Annotated in this window: 16 protein-coding genes; 8 read left to right on the forward strand and 8 right to left on the reverse strand. The window is 75.5% G+C overall.

The features are described from left to right. Positions 1 to 44: 44 nt before the first annotated feature. A complete protein-coding gene (locus ACIA79_RS06330; RefSeq protein WP_399426991.1) occupies positions 45 to 428 on the reverse strand; it encodes a cold-shock protein in 384 nt (127 codons plus the stop codon). 195 nt (positions 429 to 623) lie between these two features. Here ACIA79_RS06330 and ACIA79_RS06335 point away from each other — a divergent pair, with 195 nt between their 5' ends. Then, positions 624 to 896 carry a hypothetical protein gene (locus tag ACIA79_RS06335; protein ID WP_399426992.1) on the forward strand — a complete coding sequence of 91 codons (273 nt, stop codon included), beginning with the start codon at positions 624 to 626 and terminating at the stop codon, positions 894 to 896. Here ACIA79_RS06335 and ACIA79_RS06340 read toward each other — a convergent pair. Together ACIA79_RS06340 and ACIA79_RS06345 are read right to left on the reverse strand one after the other, a co-directional pair. Next, a complete protein-coding gene (locus tag ACIA79_RS06340) occupies positions 863 to 1,507 on the reverse strand; it encodes an HAD family hydrolase (RefSeq protein ID WP_399426993.1) in 645 nt (214 codons plus the stop codon). The genes ACIA79_RS06335 and ACIA79_RS06340 overlap by 34 nt on opposite strands. Before the next feature lie 253 nt (positions 1,508 to 1,760). Then, entirely contained in the window at positions 1,761 to 2,702 is a 942-nt protein-coding gene (locus ACIA79_RS06345; RefSeq protein ID WP_399426994.1) for a hypothetical protein, read from the reverse strand. 41 nt (positions 2,703 to 2,743) lie between these two features. Here ACIA79_RS06345 and ACIA79_RS06350 point away from each other — a divergent pair, with 41 nt between their 5' ends. The 3 genes from ACIA79_RS06350 to ACIA79_RS06360 all read left to right on the forward strand — a co-directional run bounded on the left by ACIA79_RS06350 (position 2,744) and on the right by ACIA79_RS06360 (position 7,641). Next, the gene (locus ACIA79_RS06350) at positions 2,744 to 5,461 is read left to right on the forward strand and encodes a helicase-associated domain-containing protein (protein ID WP_399426995.1); all 2,718 of its coding nucleotides are present in this window, start codon (positions 2,744 to 2,746) and stop codon (positions 5,459 to 5,461) included. Positions 5,462 to 5,684: 223 nt separating this feature from the next. Then, positions 5,685 to 5,846, forward strand: coding sequence for a hypothetical protein (locus ACIA79_RS06355; protein ID WP_399426996.1), 162 nt, complete (start codon positions 5,685 to 5,687; stop codon positions 5,844 to 5,846). 127 nt (positions 5,847 to 5,973) lie between these two features. Next, the gene (locus ACIA79_RS06360; protein WP_399426997.1) at positions 5,974 to 7,641 is read left to right on the forward strand and encodes a DNA repair helicase XPB; all 1,668 of its coding nucleotides are present in this window, start codon (positions 5,974 to 5,976) and stop codon (positions 7,639 to 7,641) included. Between the two features lie 99 nt (positions 7,642 to 7,740). Here the strand turns inward: ACIA79_RS06360 and ACIA79_RS06365 are convergent, their stop codons facing one another. Beyond that, the gene (locus ACIA79_RS06365; protein ID WP_399426998.1) at positions 7,741 to 7,917 is read right to left on the reverse strand and encodes a hypothetical protein; all 177 of its coding nucleotides are present in this window, start codon (positions 7,915 to 7,917) and stop codon (positions 7,741 to 7,743) included. A 326-nt stretch (positions 7,918 to 8,243) separates the two neighbouring features. Here ACIA79_RS06365 and ACIA79_RS06370 point away from each other — a divergent pair, with 326 nt between their 5' ends. Further along, entirely contained in the window at positions 8,244 to 10,196 is a 1,953-nt protein-coding gene (locus ACIA79_RS06370; RefSeq protein ID WP_399426999.1) for a HelD family protein, read from the forward strand. Between the two features lie 95 nt (positions 10,197 to 10,291). Here ACIA79_RS06370 and ACIA79_RS06375 read toward each other — a convergent pair whose 3' ends face one another. Together ACIA79_RS06375 and ACIA79_RS06380 are read right to left on the reverse strand one after the other, a co-directional pair. Continuing rightward, positions 10,292 to 10,996, reverse strand: coding sequence for a copper homeostasis protein CutC (locus tag ACIA79_RS06375; protein ID WP_399427000.1), 705 nt, complete (start codon positions 10,994 to 10,996; stop codon positions 10,292 to 10,294). Positions 10,997 to 11,175: 179 nt separating this feature from the next. Continuing rightward, positions 11,176 to 11,853 (reverse strand): maleylpyruvate isomerase family mycothiol-dependent enzyme, encoded by a 678-nt coding sequence (locus ACIA79_RS06380; protein ID WP_399427001.1) that lies wholly within the window; start codon positions 11,851 to 11,853, stop codon positions 11,176 to 11,178. 109 nt (positions 11,854 to 11,962) lie between these two features. Here ACIA79_RS06380 and ACIA79_RS06385 point away from each other — a divergent pair, with 109 nt between their 5' ends. Together ACIA79_RS06385 and ACIA79_RS06390 are read left to right on the forward strand one after the other, a co-directional pair. After that, positions 11,963 to 12,610, forward strand: coding sequence for a hypothetical protein (locus tag ACIA79_RS06385; RefSeq protein ID WP_399427002.1), 648 nt, complete (start codon positions 11,963 to 11,965; stop codon positions 12,608 to 12,610). 54 nt (positions 12,611 to 12,664) lie between these two features. Continuing rightward, positions 12,665 to 13,957 carry a Cmx/CmrA family chloramphenicol efflux MFS transporter gene (locus ACIA79_RS06390; protein ID WP_399427133.1) on the forward strand — a complete coding sequence of 431 codons (1,293 nt, stop codon included), beginning with the start codon at positions 12,665 to 12,667 and terminating at the stop codon, positions 13,955 to 13,957. Here the strand turns inward: ACIA79_RS06390 and ACIA79_RS06395 are convergent. Further along, positions 13,908 to 14,180, reverse strand: a complete 273-nt coding sequence (locus ACIA79_RS06395; protein ID WP_399427003.1) for a DUF4031 domain-containing protein — start codon at positions 14,178 to 14,180, stop codon at positions 13,908 to 13,910. The two genes, ACIA79_RS06390 and ACIA79_RS06395, sit on opposite strands and share 50 nt — an antisense overlap. Continuing rightward, the gene (locus tag ACIA79_RS06400; RefSeq protein WP_399427004.1) at positions 14,177 to 14,533 is read right to left on the reverse strand and encodes a hypothetical protein; all 357 of its coding nucleotides are present in this window, start codon (positions 14,531 to 14,533) and stop codon (positions 14,177 to 14,179) included. The genes ACIA79_RS06395 and ACIA79_RS06400 overlap by 4 nt, the downstream gene beginning before the upstream one ends. A 93-nt stretch (positions 14,534 to 14,626) precedes the next feature. Here ACIA79_RS06400 and ACIA79_RS06405 point away from each other — a divergent pair, with 93 nt between their 5' ends. Further along, positions 14,627 to 15,562: a MurR/RpiR family transcriptional regulator gene (locus tag ACIA79_RS06405; protein WP_399427005.1), complete on the forward strand. Its 936-nt coding sequence runs from the start codon at positions 14,627 to 14,629 to the stop codon at positions 15,560 to 15,562. Positions 15,563 to 15,581: the final 19 nt, after the last annotated feature.

Below are 15,581 nucleotides of genomic sequence, written 5' to 3' on the forward strand. Positions count from 1 at the left end.
GGCCGGGAATCCGTCTCCGGCCGGGAATCCGTGTTCCGCCGGGTCTACACGTCCAGTTGGTCGGCGACCGCCCGCAGCAGGCCCGCGATCTTCTTGCCGTGGACCTTGTCGGGGTAGCGGCCGCGCTCCAGCATGGGCGTGATGTTCTCCAGGAGGGTCGTCAGATCCTGCACGATCGACGCCAGCTCGTCCGGCTTGCGGCGCTGCGCCGCCGCCACGGACGGGGTCGGCTCGAGGACCGTCACGGACAGCGCCTGGTCACCGCGCTGGCCGGCGACGACGCCGAACTCCACGCGCTGGCCGGGCTTGAGGGCGTCCACCCCGGCAGGGAGCACCGACGAGTGCACGAAGACGTCGCCGCCGTCGTCGCGGGAGAGAAAGCCGAAGCCCTTCTCGCTGTTGAACCACTTGACCTTGCCGGTAGGCACGTCTGTCCTCGTCCTCGTACTCGTTGTATGACGCCGAAAAACGGCTCTGGATGGCACTGCAGCGGGTCGCCCGGACCCTCCCCCAAGCCCTCGCTTTGCTCGAGCAGGGGGTACCCCCAGCAAGGCTAATGGTCCAGGGGCTGGTGACAAGACGTCGCCGGTCTGTTCCTCCGGCCTGGGAACTACCCTGGCCGAATGCATAGTGAAACCCCCACCGGCGGGGCCGCCACCGGCTCCGCCCCAGGTGACGGTCTCGTCCGCGCCGGCGGGATCGTCTTCGTCATCGGCGCCGTCGCCACCCTCGTCACCGTTGCCCCGCTGTTCCTGGGCACGGATCCGTTCCCGCCCGTGGCGTACGCCGTGTGCATGCTGATGGGCGTCGGGTTCGCCGTCGCCGCTGCGGGTGTGCTGCGGTCGATCGCGGCGCAGCGCCGTCAGGCCAGGACGGCCGCCGGCGACACCCGGTAGGCGTCCCACCAGGCAGGAAAGGCCGTCAGGTCGTCCAGCACGACATCCGCGCCGGCCGCCCGCAGCTCGTCCGCGTCGCACGGACCCGTCGGTACGGAGACGGCGAGGGCGCCCGCCGTGCGGGCACCGCGCACATCGCCTGTGTGGTCGCCGACGTACACGCTCGCGCCGTGTTCGCGCAGGGCCTCCGCCTTGGCCTCGGCCCAGAGCGAGCCGATCACGGCGTCGGGCTCCATGCCCAGGTGGGCGAGGTGCAGCCGGGCGTTGGGCTGGTACTTGGCGGTCACGACGACGGCCCGGCCGCCTGCCGCGCGAACGGCTTGAATCGCATCCCTCGCGCCGGGCATCGCGAGCGTCGGTTCGATCGCGTAGGCGGGGTAGATCTCGCGGTACCGGTCGCCCATCTCCGGGATCCGGTGCGCCGGGAACCAGTGCGCGAGCTCCTGTTCGAGCGGCGGCCCGAGCCGGGTGACGGCCAGGTCGGCGTCGATCCGCACACCGGTCTCGGCGGAGAGCGCGCGGAAGGCGGCCCGGATGCCGGGGCGCGAGTCGATGAGCGTCATGTCGAGGTCGAAGCCGACGGTGGGGGCGGCGGACGGGTACGAGGCCATGGGGGCCATTGTGCCCGCCGGCCGCTCGACGCCACCGTGACGGCCACCTGCCGGACGGCCCCCTCGCGGGCGCGCACCTCGCGGGCGGAGACCTGGCGGCGTACGCCTCGCGGACGGAGACCTCGCGAGCGGACGCAGACCTCGCGGGCGAACACCCAGCGGACGGACACCTCGCGGGCGAACACCGCGCGGGCGCGCACCTCGTGGGCGGACGGCCCCGCTCCCCGGGTCGCGTCCCTCCCGGCCGGTCGCCTCAGGCGCGGCGGGCGCGCCACGCCAGGTAGAGCGCCGACGCCACCGCCGCGCCGCGGATGACCCACGGCCACGTTCCGGCCAGCGCCTGGCTCATACCGCCGCCGCCCGCGGGGATGGGCTCGCCCCAGCGGCCGTCCGCCCGGCCCCACAGCCAGACCACCGCGGCCGCCGCGACCAGGCCCGGCAGGCCCATGACCACCCACTTCGCCTCCCGGGGGCTGAGGCGGCGCGAGCCGTACGCGAGGAGCCAGCCGCCCGCGAGCGGCAGCCAGGAGCCGAGGACGGCACCGGCGACCAGCAGCACCGCCGCGAGCAGCAGCATCGGGTGCGACACCCGGGCCCGCACCGGGGCGGCGGCCACGGGCGGGGCCACGGGGGCCGCCTCCGCGGCGGCCTTGCGGCCGCGGCGCGCACGGAACCGCAGCAGGCGGCGCGCCCGGGAAGGGGCCGCATCCGCCGGCGGGCCGGCCTTCGCGGCCTCCGCCGCCTCCTCCTCCGTGGGCGGAGGCTTCAGCATCTCCGGGATCTCCACGCCGCCGTGGAAGCCCGCCGGCACGTCCTCGACGCGCCACCAGTCGGGCTGGAAGTCCCCGGAGCCGATCTCGTCCATGCCCGCCAGGTGCGGGCTGACACCGGGCTCCGCGGGAGGCGCGGCGGGGGCCTCGGCCGGGGACTCCGGTGAGGCGGCCGTCCGCTGCGACGGCACCGCCAGGCCGCCGCCCGACGAGGCCGCCGCCACCACCTCGTCCGGCGTGCCCAGACGCGTCAGGATCCGCCGCACCGAGTCCGGGGTGTCGCTCTTCCCGCGCCGCCGCTCGATCTCGCCGCGCAGCGACGCCACGAGCCTCATCCGCGCCTGGGACGGCAGCTGTTGCTGCTGGGCCAGGTCGCCGACCCGGCTCAGGTAGTCGAAGACCAGTTGGTCGCTCTCGATCCCCACGTCCCGACGTTAGCGTGCGCGCAGGGGCTAACGTGGTGCGGATGGGGACCGAAGGCAACGAAGGCAAGGGCGGCACGTCCGCTCCCCGCACCCTCGCGGAGGCGCTCCGCGCGCGCGGCGACGAGGGCCTGGCCGTGCTGCTGCGGGCCCGGCCGGACCTCCTCGTGCCCGTACCGGGCGACCTGACCCAGCTGGCCACGCGCGCCGGTACGCGCGCCTCGGTGGTGCGGGCGCTGGAGCGGCTCGACCGCTTCTCGTTGCAGACGGCGGAGGCGCTCGCGGTGGCACCGGACCCGGCGCCGTACCCCGTGCTCCTCGGCCTGATGGCCGGCGACGAGGGCGACCCCGCCATCGAGGCGGCGCTCCCCGGCGCGGTGGCGCTCCTGCGCGACCAGGCACTGGTGTGGGGCGACGACGAACGGCTGCGGCTGGTGCGCACGGCGCGCGAGCTGCTCGCGCCGTCGCCGCAGCACCCGTCGCCGACGGGCCTCGGGCCGACGGTCGCGGAGGCGACGGCGGGCATGTCCCCGACCCGCATCCAGGAGATCCTCGCCACGGCGGGTCTGCCCACCACGCACGACCCGGTGTCGGCGGTGGCGGCGCTCACGGAGCTGTTCACCGACCGGGAGCGGATGGCCGCGCTCCTCGACGGCGCGCCGACGGAGGCGCTGGGGGTGCTGGACCGCCTGGTGTGGGGGCCGCCGTACGGCGAGGTGACGCCGAACCCGGCGCCGCCGGTGCGCTGGCTGCTGGACCGGGGCCTGCTGCTGCCCGCGACCGCCCGCACGGTGGTGCTGCCCCGGGAGGCGGCGCTGCACCTGCGCGGCGGGCGGGCGCACCGGGTGCCGGAGCCGGTGCCGCCGGTGGTCGCCCCGGCGCGGTCCGTGGCGACGGCCGAAGGCCGTCCGAAGGTCGTGGACAGCGCGGCGGCGGGCCAGGCGTACACGGCGCTGGCGACCGTCGAGGAACTGCTCGGGGAGTGGCACGAGGGCGGGCCGCCGGTACTGCGGTCCGGTGGCCTGGCGGTACGGGACCTGAAGCGCACGGCGGTCGCCCTGGACGTGCCGGAGCCGGTGGCGGCGTTCTGGGTGGAGCTCGCGTACGCGGCGGGGCTGATCGCCTCGGACGGCGAGGCGGACGAACGGTACGCCCCGACGCCCGCCTACGACGAGTGGCTCGAACTGCCGGCGGCCGAGCGGTGGGCCCGGCTGGTCGCCGCGTGGCTGCCCGCGACGCGCACCCCGGGCCTGGCCGGCGGCCAGGACGCGAAGGGCCGTACGCTCTCGGCGCTCGGCCCCGACCTGGACCGCGGCGCGGCCCCGGAGGTACGCCGCCGCGTGCTGACCCTGCTCGCCGGGCTGCCCGCCGGGGCGTCCCCCGACCCGGACACACTGCTGGCCCGCCTGCGCTGGGAGCGTCCCCTGCGCGGCTCCGCCGCGGCCGCGGGCACCGACCTGCGGGCGCGCCTCGCGACCTGGACGCTCGCCGAGGCGGAGCTGCTCGGCATCACGGGCCGGGGCGCCCTCTCCTCCCCCGGCCGCGCCCTGCTCACGCCCGCGGAGGCGTACGGGGACACGCCGGCCCCCGGCACCGGGACGCCCGACACGCCCACCGGCCCCGACACGCCCGCCGGCCTCACCCCCACCACCGGCCCCACCGCGACCAGCCCCGCCCCGGCCGCGAGCACCCCGGCCGCGACCACCGCCCCCACCACCGGCCCGGCCCCCGCCGCGACCGCCGGCTCCCGGCCCGCCGCGGACGCCGGCGCGCGCGAGCGCGGCGCCGACGGCGGGATCTCCGTCGCCGAGGCGGCCGAGGGCGCCGCGCGGGCCGCCGCGCTGCTCGCGCCGCTGCTGCCCGAGCCCGTCGACCACGTCCTGCTCCAGGCCGACCTCACCGCCGTCGCCCCCGGCCCCCTCCAGCGGCCGCTCGCCGAGATGCTCGCCGTGCTCGCGGACGTCGAGTCCAAGGGCGGCGCCACCGTCTACCGGTTCACGCCCGCCTCCGTGCGCCGCGCCCTCGACGCCGGACAGGCCGCGGCCGACCTGCACGCCTTCCTCGCGGCGCACTCGCGCACGCCGGTACCCCAGCCCCTCGCGTACCTCATCGACGACGTCGCCCGCAGACACGGCCACCTGCGCGTGGGGGCCGCGTCCGCCTACGTGCGGTGCGACGACGACGCGGTGCTCGGCGAGATCCTCGCCGACAAGCGGTCGGCGTCCCTGCGGCTGCGCCGCCTCGCGCCCACCGTGCTGGCCGCGCAGGCCGACCCGGCGGCACTGCTGGAGGGGCTGCGGGCGATGGGCTTCGCGCCGGCCGCCGAGTCCGCCGAGGGCGACGTCCTCATCACCCGGGCGCACGCCCGCCGCACGCCGCCGCGTACGCCGCCCGCGCCCGTGCCGGACGGCCCGCCCGTGCCCGACGCGACGCTCCTCGGCGCGGCCGTCCGCGCGATCCGCGCCGGGGACCAGGCCGCGACGGTCGTACGCAAGGAGGAGAGCGGCGGGCACGGCGGCGGCGACCTGCCCCGCACCTCCCCCGCCGAGACCCTCGCCACCGTCCAGGCCGCCGCCATGACCGGCTCCGCCGTCTGGATCGGCTACGTCAACGCCGACGGCGCCGCCAGCCAGCGCGTCATCGCCCCCGTGCGCGTCGAGGGCGGCTTCGTCACGGCGTACGACCACACCGCGGACGAGGTCCGCACGTACCCGCTGCACCGCATCACGGGTGTGGCGGAAGTGGCGGAGGACCAGCTCTGACGGGGCGCGCCCCACCCATGCGCCCGGCGCCGCGGTTTCCCTCCCCGGAGTGAGCAAGTCCCCACTCCCGGGGGACGGTCCGCATCCCCGCGGCGCGCCGCGGGCAGCCACGAGGCGTCCGGCCGGCCACCTCAGGCACCGCACGGAACGAGGTGACCGGGCCCGTCCCGCCCCATGCGGCGCGGGCCCGCCGCCTCCCCGCGCCGCGTGGAAGGACCCACCCATGAGCCGTCGCCTCGCCCTCGTCCTGACCGCCGTCACGATCTTCTTCACCGCCCTCGCCACCCCCGCGAGCGCGATCGGGCTGCCGCCGATCAGCGGCCCGCTGAGCGACCTCCAGATCGAGGGCCCCTTGATCCAGACCATCTCGCTGCCCCCACTGTGACCACCGCCACCCGCCCGCGGGCACCCCCCGGTCCGCCACGGCTCCGCCACTCGCCCCGCCGATGCGTAACACTGGATGTTTGGCCGCGTCCCGAGGCCACACCAGGAACGCCAGGAAAGGGTGAGGCGTGAACGGACCACTGATCGTCCAGAGCGACAAGACACTCCTGCTCGAAGTCGACCACGAGCAGGCCGACGCGTGCCGTCGCGCCATCGCTCCGTTCGCGGAGCTGGAGCGGGCTCCCGAGCACATCCACACCTACCGCGTCACGCCGCTCGGCCTGTGGAACGCCCGGGCCGCCGGGCACGACGCCGAGCAGGTCGTCGACGCGCTCGTCGAGTTCTCGCGCTACCCGGTGCCGCACGCGCTGCTCGTCGACGTCGCCGAGACGATGGCCCGCTACGGGCGGCTCACGCTCTCCAAGCACCCCACGCACGGACTGGTGCTCACCACCACCGACCGGCCCGTCCTGGAGGAGATCCTCCGTTCCAAGAAGGTGCAGCCGCTGGTCGGGCAGCGCATCGACCCCGACACGGTCGTCGTGCACCCCTCCGAGCGCGGGCAGATCAAGCAGACGCTGCTGAAGCTGGGCTGGCCGGCCGAGGACCACGCCGGCTACGTCGACGGCGAGGCGCACACCATCGACCTGGACGAGAACGGCTGGGCGCTGCGCCCGTACCAGAAGCAGGCCGTCGAGGGCTTCTGGCACGGCGGTTCCGGCGTGGTCGTGCTGCCCTGCGGCGCCGGCAAGACGCTGGTCGGCGCGGGGGCCATGGCGCAGGCCAAGGCCACCACGCTCATCCTCGTCACGAACACCGTCTCGGCCCGCCAGTGGAAGCACGAGCTGGTGAAGCGGACCTCGCTCACCGAGGACGAGATCGGCGAGTACAGCGGTACGAAGAAGGAGATCCGCCCGGTCACCATCGCCACCTACCAGGTGCTGACGACCAGGCGGAAGGGCGTCTACCCGCACCTGGAGCTCTTCGACTCCCGCGACTGGGGCCTGATCCTCTACGACGAGGTCCACCTGCTGCCGGCGCCGGTGTTCAAGTTCACCGCCGACCTCCAGGCCCGGCGGCGCCTCGGGCTGACCGCGACCCTGGTGCGCGAGGACGGCCGCGAGTCGGACGTGTTCTCGCTGATCGGGCCGAAGCGGTTCGACGCGCCGTGGAAGGAGATCGAGGCGCAGGGCTACATCGCGCCCGCCGACTGCGTCGAGGTCCGCGTGAACCTCACCGACGCGGAGCGGCTCGCGTACGCGACGGCCGAGACGGAGGAGAAGTACCGCTTCTGCGCGACGACCGCGACGAAGCGGAAGGTGACGGAGGCGCTGGTCGAGAAGCACCGGGGCCAGCAGACCCTGGTGATCGGCCAGTACATCGACCAGCTCGACGAGCTGGGCGAGCACCTGGACGCGCCGGTCATCAAGGGGGAGACGCCGAACGCGCAGCGCGAGAAGCTGTTCGACGCGTTCCGCAACGGCGAGCTGGGTGTGCTGGTGGTGTCGAAGGTCGCGAACTTCTCGATCGACCTGCCGGAGGCGACGGTCGCCATCCAGGTGTCCGGCACGTTCGGTTCGCGCCAGGAGGAGGCCCAGCGGCTGGGCCGGGTGCTGCGGCCCAAGGCGGACGGGCACAAGGCGATGTTCTACTCGGTGGTCGCGCGGGACACGATCGACCAGGACTTCGCGGCGCACCGGCAGCGGTTCCTGGCCGAGCAGGGGTACGCGTACCGGATCATGGACGCGGACGAGCTGCTGGCCGCCGACCCGGACGTGGGTCTCAGCGGCGCCTGACGCGGGGCCCGGCCGCGTCGCGGGACCGCGGGGTCCGGCGCGCCCGACGCCCGTCTCGGCGGCGCCCGACGCCCGTCTCGGCGGCGCCCGACGCCGGTCTCAGCGGCGCCTGACGCCCGCTTCCGGGCCGTACTCGCCGAGGACGACGACCCCGAACGCCGCTTCGGCGAACACCTTGATCGCACGCAGGGCGTTGCCGAGGCGGTGGGAGGGGTGCCGGTCGGGGCCCAGGGCCGTGGCGCCCGAGCTGTCGGGGGGGAAGGCGGCTGTGGTCATGTCTCCATGATGGTTTCCGTCCGCGAGCGGTACATCGGTCCGCAGACCGAACCGGGCCGCCGTCCGCGTACGACTCCCGGCATACGGCGGGCGGGGCATCCCCTACGGGTCGTAATCCGGTGGCCCGTAGGTGGGGCGGCTGGCTAGACTCCCCCGCCTTGCCCGCCTCCCGTCCGTGGAGCGCCGCCGCCCGGTCGGAAACCGGACGGCCCCGCCACCCCGCCCGTACGACCGACGGAGGCTCCGCCGTGCCCGCGCCCGCCCCAGCAGACCCCCTGGCTCACGAAAGGGCCCACCTCGCCGCCTCGCGCGCGGCCCTGCGCGCGATGAGGGAGGACGTCGAGGCGCTCGACATCCGCGACGTCACCGCGAACTGGGTCAACGCCGTCGTCCTGGAGGCGCAGATCGAGCAGCGCATCAAGGCGCTGGCCGACCTGTCCCACACACCGCTGTTCTTCGGGCGGCTCGACTACCTGCACACCACGCAGGAGGGGCAGCGCTTCTACATCGGGCGGCGGCACGTCCACGACGGGGACGGCGACCCGATGGTGATCGACTGGCGTGCGCCGGTGTCGCAGCCGTTCTACCGGGCGTCCAGGAAGGACCCGCAGGACGTGGCGCTGCGGCGCCGCTTCGGCTACACCGGCGGCGAGCTCACGGCGTACGAGGACGAGCACCTGTCCGACCCCGGTGAGGCGGAGCGGACCTCGAAGCTGCTCCAGGCGGAGATCGAACGGCCGCGCGTCGGCCCGATGCGGGACATCGTCGCGACGATCCAGCCCGAGCAGGACGAGATCGTACGGTCGGGGCTGGCCGGCACCGTGTGCGTCCAGGGCGGCCCGGGGACGGGCAAGACGGCGGTGGGCCTGCACCGCGTGGCGTACCTGCTGTACGCGCACCGGGAACGGCTGGCGCGCACCGGCACGCTCGTCATCGGGCCGAACCGCTCCTTCCTCCACTACATCGAGCAGGTGCTGCCGGCGCTGGGCGAGCTGGAGGTCCGGCAGGCGACCGTGGACGACCTGGTGGCGCACGTCGAGGTGCGCGGCGCGGACGAGGCCGCGGCGGCCCTGGTGAAGGGCGACGCCCGGATGGCCGAGGTGCTGCGGCGGGCGCTGTACGCGCACGTCACGCTGCCCACGGAGCCGCTGATGGTGGTGCGCGGTTCGCGGCGGTGGCGGGTGCCCGCCCACGAACTCGAGGAGATGGTGCGGGAGTTGCTGGACCGGGACATCCGGTACGGCGCGGCGCGCGAGGCGCTGCCGCAGCGGATCGCGCACGCGGTGCTGGTCCGCATGGAGCAGGCGGGCGAGGCGCCCGACGACCGCGTGCAGAACGCGGTGGCGCGCAACGCGGCGGTGAAGGCGGTGGTCAAGGAGGTGTGGCCGCCGGTCGACCCGGCGAAGCTGGTGCACCGGCTGCTGTCCGACGCGGACTTCCTCGCCGCGCACGCCGAGGGCCTGCTCACCGCGGAGGAGCAGAAGGCCGTGCTGTGGACGAAGCCGCCCCGATCGGTGAAGTCGGCGAAGTGGTCGGCGGCCGACGCGGTGCTGATCGACGAGGCGTCGGACCTGGTGGAGCGCACGCACTCGCTGGGGCACGTGGTGCTGGACGAGGCGCAGGACCTGTCGCCGATGCAGTACCGGGCGGTGGGGCGCCGCTGCACGACCGGCTCGGCGACGGTCCTGGGCGATCTGGCGCAGGGCACCACGCCGTGGGCGACGGCGGGCTGGGCGGAGGCGCTGCGGCACCTGGGCAAGCCGGACGCGCTGGTGGAGGAGCTGACGTCCGGCTTCCGCGTGCCGCGCGAGGTGATCGCGTACGCCTCGCGGCTGCTGCCGCACATCGCGCCGGGCCTGGCGGAGGTGCGGTCGGTGCGTGAGTCGCCCGGCTCGCTGGAGATCGTGCCGTGCCCGGCGGACGGTCTGACCGCGTCGGTGGTGTCGGCGTGCCGCGCGTCGCTGCGGCGCGAGGGCTCGATCGGCCTGATCGTGGCGGACGCGCGCGTCGAGGTGCTGGCGGAGGCGCTGGCCTCGGCGGGCCTGCCGTACCTCGCCCCGGGCGAGGAGACCACGTCCGAGTCCCGCCTGACCCTGGTCCCGGCCTCGCTGGCGAAGGGCCTGGAGTACGACTACGTGGTCCTCGACGAGCCCTCGGCGATCGTCGACGGCGAGCCCGACGAGCGCACCGGCCTGCGCCGCCTCTACGTCTGCCTGACCCGGGCGGTCTCGGGCCTCACCCTCCTCCACGCGGCGCCGCTGCCCGCTCCCCTGGCCTGACGGTCACGGGGCACCGCCCCCGCCGGGGACGGCACCCTTCCGCGGCGCGCCGCCCCGGACGGGCCCGCACCCGCCGCTCCCGGCCCCCGGCCGGGTCAGCGGGCGCCCTCGTCCAGGGCCGTGCGCCACGCGCGGACCGCCGTCGGCGAGACCGGCGCCGACCAGCCCGCCGGGCGCGCCGCGCCGCCGATGTGGAAGCCCGCCACACCGCCCGCCAGCAGCGCGGGCACGTGGTCGAGCCGGAGCCCGCCGCCCACCAGCAGCCGCGGCGCGTAACCGGGTTCGCCGCGCCGCGCCGCGGCGGCCTCGGCGAGCAGCGTCGCGAGCCCCTCGTCGACGCCCGCCGGGGAGCCGGCCGTCAGGTAGGTGTCGAGGCCCGGCAGGTCCGCGAGCTGCTTGCGCGCGGCGTCCCGGTCCACGGCGCGGTCCAGCGCGCGGTGGAACGTCCAGCGGCAGCCGTCGAGTTCGGCGACCAGCCGCTCGACCGCGACGAGGTCCACGTGCCCGGCCTCGTCCAGGAATCCCAGGACGAACTCGTCCGCGCCCTCCGCGCGCATCTCCCGCGCCACCCGTACGAGCGCGTCGATGTCACCCGCGGCGAACCCGTCGGCCAGCCGGAGCATCACGCGCAGCGGGATGTCCACGGCGGCGCGGATCCGCCCGTAGGTCTCGCGGGACGGGGTGAGCCCGTCGGCCGCCATGTCGGTGACCAGTTCGAGGCGGTCCGCTCCTCCGGCCTGTGCGGCGATCGCGTCCTCCGCGTCGAGGGCGATCACCTCCAGGACTGCACGGTTGCTCACTGGGGCTCCATTCGCTACAGGTCTAGTCCAATGGCCAGCCTAATGCGCGGGCCCCTAAAAGCAGCGCCCAGCTCGCCGTAGCCCGCGCGGAAGGCCCGCCCCCGTACGCCACCGCCCCGCGGAACAGCGAGCGCCCGCTCGCGTCGCCCGTGCCGAACGCCCGCCCCGCCCGCCCCCGCCTAGCCGAACAGCACCAGGTCCGCCTCCTTCGCGCCCGCCAGGTCGTAGCGCGTGCCCGTGAGGGGGCGGGCCGCGTACAGGCGGACCAGCGTCGCGGCGGGCCCCAGGTACCGGGCGGGCGGGTGCTCGCCCGTCGCCGCGCCCAGCAGCAGCGGGTCGTCCCGGTCGTCGAGGTCCGCGTGGAGCGGCAGCGCGCCGCGGGACCGGGTCACCGAGGCGAGCAGCTCCAGCGCCGGGGCGAGGGCCGGTCCCGCGTACGCCCCCGGCTCGCCGAGGGCGTCCCGTACGTCGCCCGCGTGCACCCACTCGCCGAGCGCGAGACCGTCGTACCGCCCGTCCGGGGCCGCGGCGATGACCGGGCCGGCCTCGGTCAGGCCGCGCTCCAGCTCGTCGACGACCGCGGCGTCGGCCCGGTCGGCGCGCTCGGCGATGTCCCGGTCGTTGGCCTCGGGGCTGAAGACGCCGTCCTCGAAACGGTCCTCCACCAGCCGCGTGAGCGCGGCCGAGCAGTGCGCCAGGACGTGCCGCACGGTCCAGCCGGGACAGCACGTGCGCAGCGCGAACGCCTCGTCAGGGAGCTTGCGGAGCAGGGGGATCAGGGCGTCGCGCTCGGTCCGCAGCAGCAGCCCGGGCAGTTCGGGGTCTCGTCCGTCCGTGGTGTCGCGTACATCCGTCATGGTCCCCCAGCAAAGCGGCCGGCGCCGCCCGGGGCAACGGTCCGGCCGCGCGCGGCGGCGCGAGGAGCCTGCCGGCGGGGCAGCGGGCGCGCGGCGGCACAATGAGGCCATGGCCGCACCCCCGCAGCACCCCGCCCACGACGACCTGCGCCGCCGCTGGGCGGCCGCCGCGCCCGCACCCGGCACCGAGCGGTACGCGGACGACCTGCTCGCCCGCTGGGCCGAACCGCAGCGCCGCTACCACACCACCGATCACCTGGTCGCCGTCCTCGACCGCGTCGACGAGCTCGCGCGGTACGCCGAGGATCCCGACCTGGTGCGCCTGGCCGCGTGGTTCCACGACGCGGTCTACCTCCCCGAGCGCTCCACCAACGAGGACCGCAGCGCCCGCCTCGCGGAACGCGCCCTGCCCGAGCTCGGCTTCGACGAGGCCCGTACGGCGGAGGTCGCCCGGCTCGTCCGGCTGACCGTCACGCACGACCCGGCCGACGGCGACCGCAACGGCGAGGTCCTGTGCGACGCGGACCTCGCGGTCCTGGCCGCCGCGCCGGAGCGGTACGCGGCGTACGCGGCGGCGGTACGCGAGGAGTACGCCTTCGTCCCGGACGACGCGTTCCGCGAGGGCCGGGCCGCGGTGCTGCGCCATCTGCTCGGGCTGCCGTGCCTGTTCCGCACACCGCACGGGCGCCGGGAGTGGGAGGAGCGGGCCCGGCAGAACCTCACGACGGAGCTGAAGCTGCTGGAGACGGGAATGTAAGCCGCCAGGCAGGCGTTGACCCCTGTCATGCCGCCGCACACCGAACGCACCCGCATGCCCGTGGCCGTCTACATCCTCGGCCTGTCCGTCTTCGCGCTCGGTACGAGCGAGTTCATGCTGTCGGGGCTGCTGCCGCCGATCGCCGACGACATGGACGTCTCGATCCCGCGCGCCGGGCTGCTGATCTCGGCGTTCGCGATCGGCATGGTGATCGGTGCCCCGCTGCTGGCGGTGGCGACGCTGCGACTGCCCCGCCGGACGACGCTCATCACGCTGATCACGGTGTTCGGCGCCGGACAGGTCGCGGGCGCGCTGGCCCCTTCGTACGGCGTCCTCTTCGCGTCCCGCGTGGTGAGCGCGCTCGCCTGCGCCGGATTCTGGGCCGTGGGCGCGGCGGTCGCCATCGCCATGGTGCCCTTCGGGGCGCGGGCCCGCGCGATGGCCGTGATGATCGGCGGGCTGTCGATCGCGAACGTCCTCGGCGTCCCCGCGGGCGCCTTCCTCGGCGAGCACCTGGGGTGGCGGTCGGCCTTCTGGGCGGTCGGCGCGGCCTCCGCGGTCGCGCTGGTCGGCGTGCTGACGCTCATCCCGCGCATCCCGCTGCCGGAGCAGAAGCCGCGGCTGCGGCGCGAGCTGTCCATCTACCGCGACCGGCACGTCTGGCTGGCCGTCGCCGTCACCGCGCTCGCCGCGGGCGGCGTCTTCTGCGCCTTCTCCTACCTCGCCCCGCTGCTGACGGACGTCGCCGGCCTCGACGCGGGCTGGGTCCCGACGGTGCTGGCGCTCTTCGGCCTCGGCGCCCTGATCGGTACGACGATCGGCGGGCGGGTCGCGGACGCGCACCTGTTCGGGGTCCTGCTGAGCGGCATCGCGGCGTCGACGCTGTTCCTGGTCGCGCTGGCGGTGTTCGCGTCCAGCCCGGCCGCGGTGATCGCGCTCTCGTTCCTGCTCGGCGTCTCCGCGTTCTACACGGCTCCGGCGCTCAACGCCCGCATGTTCAACGTCGCGGGAGCGGCCCCGACCCTCGCGGGCGCCACGACGACCGCCGCCTTCAACCTGGGCAACACCGGCGGCCCCTGGCTCGGCGGCACGGTCATCGACCTGCGCCTCGGCTTCCAGTCCCCGGCCTGGGCGGGCGCGGCGATGACCCTGCTGGCCCTGGCGACCGCGGCCCTGGCCCTGCGCCTGCACGGCCGGTCCCCGGCCTCCCGGGTGGTGGCGGGCGCGACCGGGTCCCGGCAGGACCGCGACCGGGACCCCGGCCGCGACCCGAGCAACCCGCGTGTGACCGCCGCCCTCAGTCCGCCGCCCCGCGGCGCTTCGGGCGACGCAGGCCCGCCGCCTTGAGGAGGCGCACGATCTCCTTGGAGGACACCTCGACCGCCCCGGCCGCCACCGCGTCCCCGTACCGGTGCGACGGCCAGTCGTAGTGGTCGCCGTCGAAGGCGCGGGGCGGGGCGCCGAGCTTCTCGGCGAAGACGTGGAGCTCCTCGAAGGACGCGTCGCTGATCAGGTGCGACCACATCCGGCCGTGGCCGGGCCAGCTCGGCGGGTCGATGTAGAGCGTCATGTGAGGCCGCCCACGGGAGCGACCACGACCCCCGCCTTGCCGCACACCCAGTGCGGGTCGGGACCCAGCTCGGGCTCCACGTCCAGCGCGTGCGGGTCGCCCGCGTCGCACACCGGGCACAGCGGCCAGCGCCCGTACCGCTCCAGCAGCGCGTCCTGCACGTCCTGGGCGACGAGCCCGGCGAGGTACGAGACGCCCTCCGGCCACTGCTCGACCCACCACCGGCGGTGCGTCACCGCGTCCTCGACCAGCGAGACGACCTCGGCCTGCGCGACGTCCCGCGCGACCAGGTCGGCGAGGACCAGCGCACGGGCGGCGTGCAGCGCCTGCTCCAGGGGGTCTACGGCGTTCATGCAGCCATTGTCCCCCCACGGCTCCCGCGGCCCCATGGCCCCGGTGGTGACCAGGGGTTGACGCTCTCCCCGGCTGAAAATACCTTTCACTGTGTGACCAATGACGTGAAGGAAAGTTTCACCCCGGGTCCGGCCGGACACACCCCACCCGCCCCGGCCGCCCTCGCCGCCAAGGTACGTACCCTCGCGCCCTCCATGACCCGCTCGATGCAGCGGGTCGCCGAAGCCGTCGCGTCCGATCCGGCCGGCTGCGCCGCCCTCACGGTCACCGGACTGGCCGAGCTCACCGGCACCAGCGAGGCCACCGTCGTGCGCACCGCGCGCCTGCTGGGCTACCCCGGCTACCGCGACCTGCGCCTCGCGCTCGCCGGGCTCGCCGCGCAGCAGCAGTCCGGCCGGGCCCCGTCCGTCACCGCCGACATCGCGGTCGACGACCCCCTCGCGGACGTCGTCGCCAAACTCGCCCACGACGAACAGCAGACCCTCGCCGACACGGCCGCGGGCCTCGACACCGCCCAGCTCGGCGCCGCCGTCACCGCACTGGCCGCCGCCCGCCGCACCGACATCTACGGCGTCGGCGCCTCCGGGCTCGTCGCCCAGGACCTCGCCCAGAAGCTGCTCCGCATCGGCCTCGTCGCGCACGCCCACAGCGACCCGCACCTCGCCGTCACCAACGCCGTGCAGCTCCGCTCCGGCGACGTCGCCATCGCCATCACCCATTCGGGCTCCACCGGCGACGTCATAGAGCCGCTGCGGGTCGCCTTCGACCAGGGCGCGACGACCGTCGCGATCACCGGCCGCCCGGACGGCCCGGTCACGCAGTACGCCGACCACATACTGACCACGTCCATCGCCCGCGAGAGCGAGCTGCGCCCCGCCGCCATGTCATCCCGTACGAGCCAACTCCTCGTCGTCGACTGCCTGTTCACCGGGGTCACCCAGCGCACGTACGACACGGCCGCACCCGCGCTCGCCGCGTCGTACGAGGCCCTCGCCCATCGCCACTCCCCCCGCACCCGCACCCGCTGACCGGCCGAAAGAGCGCTGC

Source organism: Streptomyces sp. NPDC051310 (genome assembly GCF_044455245.1).
GTDB lineage: Bacteria > Actinomycetota > Actinomycetes > Streptomycetales > Streptomycetaceae > Streptomyces.